A 7,957-nucleotide genomic window follows, 5' to 3' on the forward strand; every position below is an offset into this window, starting at 1 on the left:
CGGGAACGCGTCGCGCCCCGGCAGTCGCCGGGGCCGGGGGGAGGGGTCAGGACTGGTGCTGGAGGGACTTCGTGCTCGTCTTCGCCTCGCGCTTGCGGCGTCGGCGTTCCGATCGCGGCTCCTGGTCCGGCAGCCAGCCGAACGTCATGCAGCTGCCCACGATGCCCAGCAGCAGCCCGATGAAGAAGCCGCCGAGGTTCGAGGTGAGCCAGCTGCCCAGGGTGCAGAGGATCCCGACGATCGAGTAGAAGAGCCGCTGGCCCGGGCTGAAGAGGATCAGCAGTCCGCACAGCATCATCATCACGGGCAGCAGGTAGCCGGTCATGCCCTGCATCCCGATGTGCATCGCGACCTTCAGCGACACCTTCTCCGTGAGCAGGATCTCCCCGCCGCCCAGGGCGAGCAACAGCCCACCCCAGAACGGACGGCGGGCCCGCCAACGCCGGAAGGCGGGCCCCTTCCCCTGCTGTGGCAGGTTCTCCGACATCAGCAACCCGTGTCGCTGAAGCTGAGCTTGAGGCCCGGCAGCTTGAACACACCCGCCGTGGTGGCGTAGTTGGTCTGCCGGAGGTTGGCGATGTGCACGGTGTCGGCCTGCTGGCTGAAGACGCCCTTCTTGCCCTGCACACCCGCCTTGTTCAGCGTGCTGGCGTCGTTGCCGATCTCGATGTTGTTGAAGGACGCGTCACCCGACAGCTCGGTCGAGTCGGTCGTCAGGTCGCTCGCCGTCACCTTCGTCGCGCCACTGCCCGCCTTGATCAGCAGGTTGACCCCGCCGAGGTCGACGCTCTGGCACAGGCTGTCGAGCGTCGCGTTCTTGATGGCGGAGGTGATGATCAGTACCTGCCCGCCGGTGTCGCCCTCGTTCGGGCTGTTCGGGATCATGCTGTCCAGGTCGCCGAACTGCTCGAAGCCCGTGCCGTCGAGGGACTTGGCGGTGACCGTGAACGGCATGCCGGAGATGGAGAACTGCACCCCCAGGGCGCCCTGGGCGGTGAGCACCGCGAGGGTCGCGGCGATCAGCGTGGCCGGCACCGCCATCACCGCGGCACGGCGCAGTCGGACCTGACCGCGTCTCTCAGGCCCCTCGGCGGTCTCGGGTACGGAACCGCTTTCCGGCTGCTCAGGGGTGTTTCCGTTGGACGGGTTGGCGTCCGAGGGTGAAGCCATGTCTGCTCCCATGTGCTGCTCTGGTTCAACGCGAGTCGGTATCGAGGTGGCGCGTTGTCCTGGCGCGGACAGCGAGTGCGGCGTATCCCTCCCCACAACTCCCGGCGGGTGCAAGGGCTTTCAAGGTTACGCAGCAGTAGCCGACGAGGAAGTTACCGGGGGTTACATTGAGGGGTCAAGAGAGTTGTGAAAAAAGAGTGTTGATGATGCGTCACCTGTGAGGCAAGGCTTTCCCGCACCCCCGCCAGGCCTCGGCTTGTACATCAACTTGCCCTGCATCCCTTGACGTTGACGGACACTCAGGTCTACAACTCTCCCTTGTTTGCCGGATCCGTGGCGCCGGATCCGCCGCGCGGCACGAGCCGCGTTCCCGGACTTCCCTTTCCGCAGGGGCACTTCACGCCCTCAGAGTCCGAACCCCCGCGGCCCGGCACGGCCGCTTCCCCCCTGGTCGTGCCGTCCGCCCCACCGCCCGGCCCGGCCGGAGACCCCCAACCCCCGCGGGCCTCCGGCCGGTCACCGGCGACCGCCGCCCCGGCCCGTCACGTACGGAGAAGGCGTCACGGGCCGGCGGCGGCGAACTCGCGCGCCCCGACCCCCAGTTACCCCACCCCCCAAGAACCCCCCGGTTCGACCCTCTACTTCGAAAGAAGAGGTACACCCGCATGCGTACTCGCACCGTCCTCACCCTTGTCGGCTCCGTCGCCGCGCTCACCCTCCCCTTCATCGCCCCGGCGTCGGCGGCCGACACCGTGCTCACCACCGGCAGCCTCGGCGGTACGGCCGTCGCCGTCGGCGATGTGCTGACCGCGCCCCTGGCCACCGGCACCAGCGCCACCCTGTACTCCAGCGCGACCGGCACCAGCGGCATCAAGTGCACCTCGTCGCAGTTCACGGCGACCGTCACCGCCAACCCGACCGCGCCGGGCACCGCCACCGAGTCCGTCTCCGGGCAGAGCTTCGACAGCAGCAGCTGCACGAGCAACGTCCTCGGCGTCACCGGTGTCACCAGCATCACGGTCGACAACCTGCCGTACACCACCGCGGCCGTCTCGGACGGCACCCTGACCGTCACCCCGGCCAGCGGCTCCACCATCCAGACCACGGTCAAGCTGACCACGCTGCTGGGCAGCATCACCTGCGTCTACCAGGCGCCCAGCCTGACCGGCACGGCGAGCAACACCGACACCAGCATCAACTTCACCAGCCAGGCCTTCACCAAGACCTCGGGCTCGTCCCTGTGCTTCAGCGCGGGCTACTTCACCGCGAAGTACGCCCCGGTGACGGACGGCGGCGCGGCGGTCTACACCAACTGATCAACTGAGGAGCGGTAAGTAGGTTCTGTGCGCGCCGAGTTCAGCGTCGGCGCAGTCGCAGGGCCAGGGCGGCGCCCCCGGTGAGCACCAGCACCGCGGCGGCGCCGCCCGCCACCATGGGCGCCGAAGGGCCGCTTGACGCGGCGTCGGTGTCGGACGCCACCGGACTGCTGCCCGGCGCGGTGCTCTCCTCGGTGGGGGACGCCTTCTGTGCCGTAGCGGATTCCCGGGCCTGCGCCGAAGGGCTCGCGGCCGTAGGGGACTTGACCGCGGACGACGACGGACTCGCCGCCTTGCCCTTCGAACCGGCCGTCCCTGTCGACGAGGACGAAGAGGACGAGGAAGAGGCGCTGCCTCCCGGGAACACCACGTCCGAGCACGAGTAATAGGTGTCCTCGGTACTGCTGTTCTGCCAGATCGTGTAGATCAGTTGGCGCCCGGTCCGGCCCGTCGGCAGCGTCGCCTTGATGCGGTACGCGCCACCGGTGAGCGGCGGGTCCTTCACCTCGGCGAACGGCGTCGTCGCCAGCTCGGACCAGGTCAAGGGCTTCGACGCGTCGTAACCGGCCTTCGTCAGATACAACTTGAACGTGCCGGTGTGCGCGATCGTCGACGCGTACGTCATCGTCAGCTTCGCCCCCGGGGTCAGCCGCGTCGACGGCCAGTCGGTACGGGCGAGGTTCAGCCCCTTGTAGTCGGGCAGTCCACCGCCGCACAGCTTCCCGTCGGGGATGACCTGCCGGTCCCGCCCGTTCACGTTGGGGACCCGGAGGTTGTCCCAGTAGGTGAAGGGCGCTCCGTTCGCGGCGATCGCCGCCTTGCACGCCGCCGACTGGGCCTGACTGCCGCCCTGGGGCGAGCAGGCGTAGACCCGGCTGACCGGATACGTCGGCGCCCCGTGCGCCTGCGCCGGACCCGCCGCCCAGACGGTGAGCAGCAGCGGGGCCATGGCGGCGGCCGCCATGGCAGTGCGATGTGCGGTCATCCGGGGCATCCGGAACGTCTCCTCGGCCGGGGGCGGCAACGGTCTGTTCGTGCAATACGGGAAGCGGGCCCGGCGCGTTCAGTTCGTTCCACCGCCGTGAACCAGGATGTATCCGGTCAACGGGCGGATACCCAGGGGTCGTTTCCAGCCTGATCGAGGGTTTCCCCCGTATCTTTATGACCTTCTCTTTGCCTATCGTTTGACCACAGCTGACCCACAGGCAACCCCTGTCGAGGCTGCTGCCCGCGCCCGGCGCCCTCTGGATCGACCCCCCGCCGCTTCGACGACGAAGCGAATCGACCGCCGCTCCGCGCTGCTTGGAGTACGGCCACGAAAGGCAAGCCCTTGCGCTCTCCTACGGCATTCCCCGTCGGACGGACCCTGATATCCGTCGCCGCGGTTTCCGCGGCCCTCCTCGCCACAGCCGCCAGCTCGTTCGCCGTCGCCCAGGAACCCCCCACCCGGGCCACCGCACCGGCCCTGCCCGGACAGACCGAGGCCGCCCCCGGCACCCTCGCCGAGCGCCTCATCGTCGGCTACAAGTCCGGTGCCGCAGAAGCGAGTTCGAACAAAGCGGCCGAGGCCGACGCCACCGCCAAGGGTCAGGAGACCGGCGGGAGAGTCGACTTCCAGCGCCGACTCGGCACCGGCGCCGCCCTCGTCGGCCTCGGCGACGCGCACAGCACGACCGAAGTCGCCGACGTCATCGCCGAGTTCAGGGCCGACCCGCAGGTCTCCTACGTCGTACCGGACCGGCTGAACACCCCGCAGGCCGACCCGAACGACACCGGGTACGGCAAGCAGTGGGACCTCTTCGAGTCCACGGCCGGGATGAACGTGCCCGCCGCGTGGCCGACGTCGACCGGCAGCGGTGTCACCGTCGCCGTCATCGACACCGGCTACGTCACGCACTCCGACCTCGCCGCGAACATCGTCGCCGGCTACGACTTCATCACCGACACCGCCGTCTCGGTCGACGGTGACGGCCGCGACAGCAACCCGGCCGACCCCGGCGACCACTACGCGGCAGGCGAGTGCGGCTCGGGCATCGGGGCGAGCAACTCCTCCTGGCACGGCACCCACGTGGCCGGCACCATCGCCGCCGCCACCAACAACGGCAAGGGCATCGCGGGCATCGCCTACGGCGCGAAGATCTCCCCGCTGCGCGTCCTCGGCAAGTGCGGCGGCTACGACTCCGACATCATCGACGCCATCACCTGGGCGTCCGGCGGCACCGTCTCCGGCGTCCCCGCCAACGGCAACATCGCCAAGGTCATCAACATGAGCCTGGGCGGCGACGGTGCCTGCACCTCGGCCACCCAGAGCGCGATCACCGCCGCCGTGAACCGCGGCACGACGGTCGTCGTGGCCGCGGGCAACGACAACGACAACGTCGCGAACCACTCCCCGGGCAACTGCGCCAACGTCATCTCGGTCGCGGCCACCAACCGCGCCGGCGCCAGGGCGTCCTACTCCAACTACGGCTCAGCGGTGGACATTTCGGCCCCCGGCGGCCAGACCGGCACCGGCACCGCCAACGGCATCTACTCCACGCTGAACTCCGGCACGAAGACGCCGTCCACCGAGTCGTACGCCTACTACCAGGGCACCAGCATGGCCACCCCGCACATCGCGGGCCTGGTCGCGCTCATGAAGTCGGCCGACTCCGCGCTCACTCCGGCCCGGATCGAGTCGGCCATCAAGGCCAACGCCCGCGCCCTGCCCGGCAGTTGCTCCGGCGGCTGCGGTGCGGGACTCGCGGACGCGGCCAAGACCGTCCAGGCCGTGAGCGCAGGCAGCGGCATCGCGCCCTCCGCCCGGTAGGTCGGCGGCACAGGGTATCCACAGAAACAGACCGACTGACCCGTAGGGTGAGGCGCTTCCTCGGGGCGCCTCACCGGGCGGTCGGTCTTCCGTTTGGCCGGGAAACGGTGTTGACACGTGCCACAGCCACCGAAAGTGGTCAAGAGTCGGGGCAGGGGTGACGCAGAGACGCAAGTGATGGGAACGTGAGGGGAGTTGGCGGTCTTCGGGTGCAAGGTCTATACCGCCGCAGGGTGAGCTACTGTGTACAGGGGGTAAGAAAAAACGGCACGGGCCGTTGTTTTTCCTTCGTCGGGAGTGTTTCAGTCGATGGTGAGGCAGTTACGGGCCGAACAGACCCGCACAACAATCATCACGGCCGCCGCCGAGCTGTTCGACCGGCAGGGCTATGAATCCACCAGCCTGAGCGACATCGTCGACCAAGCCCAGGTCACCAAGGGCGCCCTGTACTTCCACTTCGCGGCCAAGGAAGACCTGGCCCACACGATCCTGGAGATGCAGGCCAAGGCCTCGCGCCAGATCTCCAAGGAGATGGACGGCCGAGGCTACTCCTCACTGGAGACGTTGATACGTGTCACGTTCGGCATGACACGACTGGCCGTCGAGGGCCCCATCCCGCGCGCCGGACTCCGCCTCGCCGCAGGGGAGATCGAGGTACGGCCCCCGATGCCGCACCCCTTCACCGAGTGGCTGGACATCGCCTCTCGCAAACTCGCGGGCGCGGTCGCGGAAGCCGACGCACACCCCGACACCGACGTGGACGCCGTGGCCCGTACGCTCGTCGGCCTCTTCGTCGGCATCCGCGTCCTGGGCCGCACCCTCGAACCGGTCGCGTTACAGCCCCGCAGAACGGCCGAGATGTGGCACCTGGTGATCCGCGGCCTGGTCCCCGTCCACCGCCGGGGCCGCTATCTCAGCCTCGCCGCGCGCCTGGAGCGGGAGATCGAGACCGACTGACCCGCCCGGTACGGTGAGGCGCATGCCCGACACCCCCACCGCGCCCGTGATCCTCGGCAACGAGCCCGGCTCGTTCCCCCGCAGCGTGCTGGCCGAACGGCACCCCGCGATCATCCAACAGGTCCGGGACGCCTTCCCGTACGACCCAGGGCAGCACCGCGCCCTCGACGCCCTCCTGAAGAACTGCACCGAGGGCACGATCGAACCCCTCCCGGCCGACGCCCCCGACCATGACCAGTGGGCGGCGTGGGGCACCGACAAGTACGCCGGACAGTCCTGGTACGACGTGCCCTGGCTCTGGTCCGAGAGCTACTTCTACCGCCAACTCCTCGACGCCGTCGGCTACTTCGGCCCCGGCGCCTGGCAGGGAATCGACCCGTTCCGCCCCTTCAAACGCGCCGAACTCGACGCCCCCGAGACGGACGAGGAACTCACCGCACTCGACGAGCTGGAGGCCGAGCCGCCGCAGGAGCGCGCCAAGTCCCTGCTGCACGGCTCCCTTTGGGGCAACCGGGCCGACCTGGGCTTCCGCCTTTCGGCGGCCGGAGCGGAGTCGGCCTCGCAGGCCCCGGTCCCGGCCCTGGTGGCCGACGACAGCGAGCGACTGTGGTCACTCCTCTCCGGCAACGGCACCCTCTGCCTCGTCGCCGACAACGCCGGCCGCGAACTCATCCCCGATCTCCTGCTCTTGGCCCACCTCCTCGACCAGGGGCGCGTCGAGCGCGCGGTCCTGCACATCAAGCCCCACCCGTACTACGTCTCCGACGCCACGACCGCCGACGTGGTCGACGCCCTGCACCGGCTGACCGGCGCGCCGGGTGCGGCGGCGACGTACGGCCGCCGTCTCTGGTCGGCCATGGCCGACGGCCGCCTCACCGTGCGCGCCCACCCCTTCTCCTGCGCCCCGCTGCCGTACGCCGACATGCCCGCCGACCTCCGCGCCGAGTTCGCCGCGGCCACCCTGACGATCGTGAAGGGCGACCTCAACTACCGCCGCCTGGTGGGCGATTGCCTCTGGGCCCCCACCACACCGTTCGAAGATGTCACGGCCTACTTCCCGGGCCCGGTCGCCGCCCTGCGCACCCTCAAGTCCGACGTGATCACGGGCCTGGACGCCCGTACGGAGGCCGCGTTGGTCGCGGCGGAGGGGCAACGCTGGCGTACGGGCGGCACGCATGCGCTGATCCAGGTGCGGGCCTGACGCGGGGTATGACCGGCGCCCCCTGTGGTGTTGGGCCGGGCACTGACGTTCCTGTCGGACCTTGTTGTCGCACGAGGGGAGTACGACCGAGATGCGTATCGGAGTGGCACCGCACCGTCTGTGGCCCGACCGGGAGGGGGAGTTGGACGAGGTCCTCCAAACCGCCGTCAGGGCCGAGGAGTTGGGCCTCGACCATGTCTTCGCGAGCGGTCACGCGGTGGCCGGTGCGTCAGGAGTGACCCCGGATCCGCTGGTCCTGCTGGCCGCGGTGGCCGGGGCGACGCGGCGGATCGGGCTGGTCACCAGCGTGCTGGTCCTGCCGCTGTACAACCCGGTCGTCGTGGCCCACCAGGCGGCCACCCTCGACCGGCTCTCCCGAGGCCGTTTCACCCTGGGCGTCGGCACCGGCTGGGACGCCGAGGAGTTCGCGGCCGTAGGCGTCCCGTTCGCGGGGCGGGGGCGCCGGATGGACGAACATCTCGCTGCCGTACGGCAGTTGTGGCG

Annotated in this window: 7 protein-coding genes and 1 pseudogene; 5 read left to right on the forward strand and 3 right to left on the reverse strand. The window is 69.6% G+C overall.

Annotated features, from left to right (window positions below; translation table 11 throughout):
• Positions 1-46: 46 nt before the first annotated feature.
• Positions 47-487 (reverse strand): DUF6114 domain-containing protein, encoded by a 441-nt coding sequence (locus ACFWP5_RS50880; RefSeq protein ID WP_384173747.1) that lies wholly within the window; start codon positions 485-487, stop codon positions 47-49.
• The gene (locus tag ACFWP5_RS50885; RefSeq protein WP_384173750.1) at positions 487-1,170 is read right to left on the reverse strand and encodes a DUF6230 family protein; all 684 of its coding nucleotides are present in this window, start codon (positions 1,168-1,170) and stop codon (positions 487-489) included. Before ACFWP5_RS50885 ends, ACFWP5_RS50880 begins: the two co-directional genes overlap by 1 nt.
• Before the next feature lie 665 nt (positions 1,171-1,835).
• On the opposite strand from ACFWP5_RS50885, the gene ACFWP5_RS50890 reads away from it, so the two are divergent.
• Positions 1,836-2,486 carry a Tat pathway signal sequence domain protein gene (locus ACFWP5_RS50890; protein ID WP_384173753.1) on the forward strand — a complete coding sequence of 217 codons (651 nt, stop codon included), beginning with the start codon at positions 1,836-1,838 and terminating at the stop codon, positions 2,484-2,486.
• A gap of 40 nt (positions 2,487-2,526) precedes the next feature.
• On the opposite strand, the gene ACFWP5_RS50895 is transcribed toward ACFWP5_RS50890, so the two are convergent.
• The gene (locus ACFWP5_RS50895; protein ID WP_384173756.1) at positions 2,527-3,480 is read right to left on the reverse strand and encodes a lytic polysaccharide monooxygenase; all 954 of its coding nucleotides are present in this window, start codon (positions 3,478-3,480) and stop codon (positions 2,527-2,529) included.
• 336 nt (positions 3,481-3,816) lie between these two features.
• On the opposite strand from ACFWP5_RS50895, the pseudogene ACFWP5_RS50900 reads away from it, so the two are divergent.
• From ACFWP5_RS50900 to ACFWP5_RS50915, 4 genes and pseudogenes are all read left to right on the forward strand, one after another.
• Positions 3,817-5,271, forward strand: a pseudogene (locus ACFWP5_RS50900) (S8 family peptidase); the annotation flags it as partial.
• Positions 5,272-5,604: 333 nt separating this feature from the next.
• Positions 5,605-6,252 (forward strand): ScbR family autoregulator-binding transcription factor, encoded by a 648-nt coding sequence (locus ACFWP5_RS50905; RefSeq protein WP_384173759.1) that lies wholly within the window; start codon positions 5,605-5,607, stop codon positions 6,250-6,252.
• Between the two features lie 22 nt (positions 6,253-6,274).
• On the forward strand, positions 6,275-7,453 hold the full coding sequence (locus ACFWP5_RS50910; RefSeq protein ID WP_384173763.1) for a damage-control phosphatase ARMT1 family protein: 1,179 nt from the start codon (positions 6,275-6,277) through the stop codon (positions 7,451-7,453).
• Between the two features lie 91 nt (positions 7,454-7,544).
• Positions 7,545-7,957: LLM class flavin-dependent oxidoreductase (locus ACFWP5_RS50915; protein WP_384173766.1), on the forward strand; the 413-nt coding region annotated here is incomplete at its 3' end.

This window comes from Streptomyces sp. NPDC058469, assembly GCF_042721125.1.
GTDB lineage: Bacteria > Actinomycetota > Actinomycetes > Streptomycetales > Streptomycetaceae > Streptomyces.

What these genes read in the sequence shown, in the direction of transcription:
- ACFWP5_RS50885 (WP_384173750.1), bottom strand. Translation starts at nt 1,170, where the DNA reads ATGGCTTCACCCTCGGACGCCAACCCGTCCAACGGAAACACCCCTGAG.
- ACFWP5_RS50905 (WP_384173759.1), top strand. Translation starts at nt 5,605, where the DNA reads ATGGTGAGGCAGTTACGGGCCGAACAGACCCGCACAACAATCATCACG.
- ACFWP5_RS50910 (WP_384173763.1), top strand. Translation starts at nt 6,275, where the DNA reads ATGCCCGACACCCCCACCGCGCCCGTGATCCTCGGCAACGAGCCCGGC.
- ACFWP5_RS50880 (WP_384173747.1), bottom strand. Translation starts at nt 487, where the DNA reads ATGTCGGAGAACCTGCCACAGCAGGGGAAGGGGCCCGCCTTCCGGCGT.
- ACFWP5_RS50890 (WP_384173753.1), top strand. Translation starts at nt 1,836, where the DNA reads ATGCGTACTCGCACCGTCCTCACCCTTGTCGGCTCCGTCGCCGCGCTC.
- ACFWP5_RS50895 (WP_384173756.1), bottom strand. Translation starts at nt 3,480, where the DNA reads ATGCCCCGGATGACCGCACATCGCACTGCCATGGCGGCCGCCGCCATG.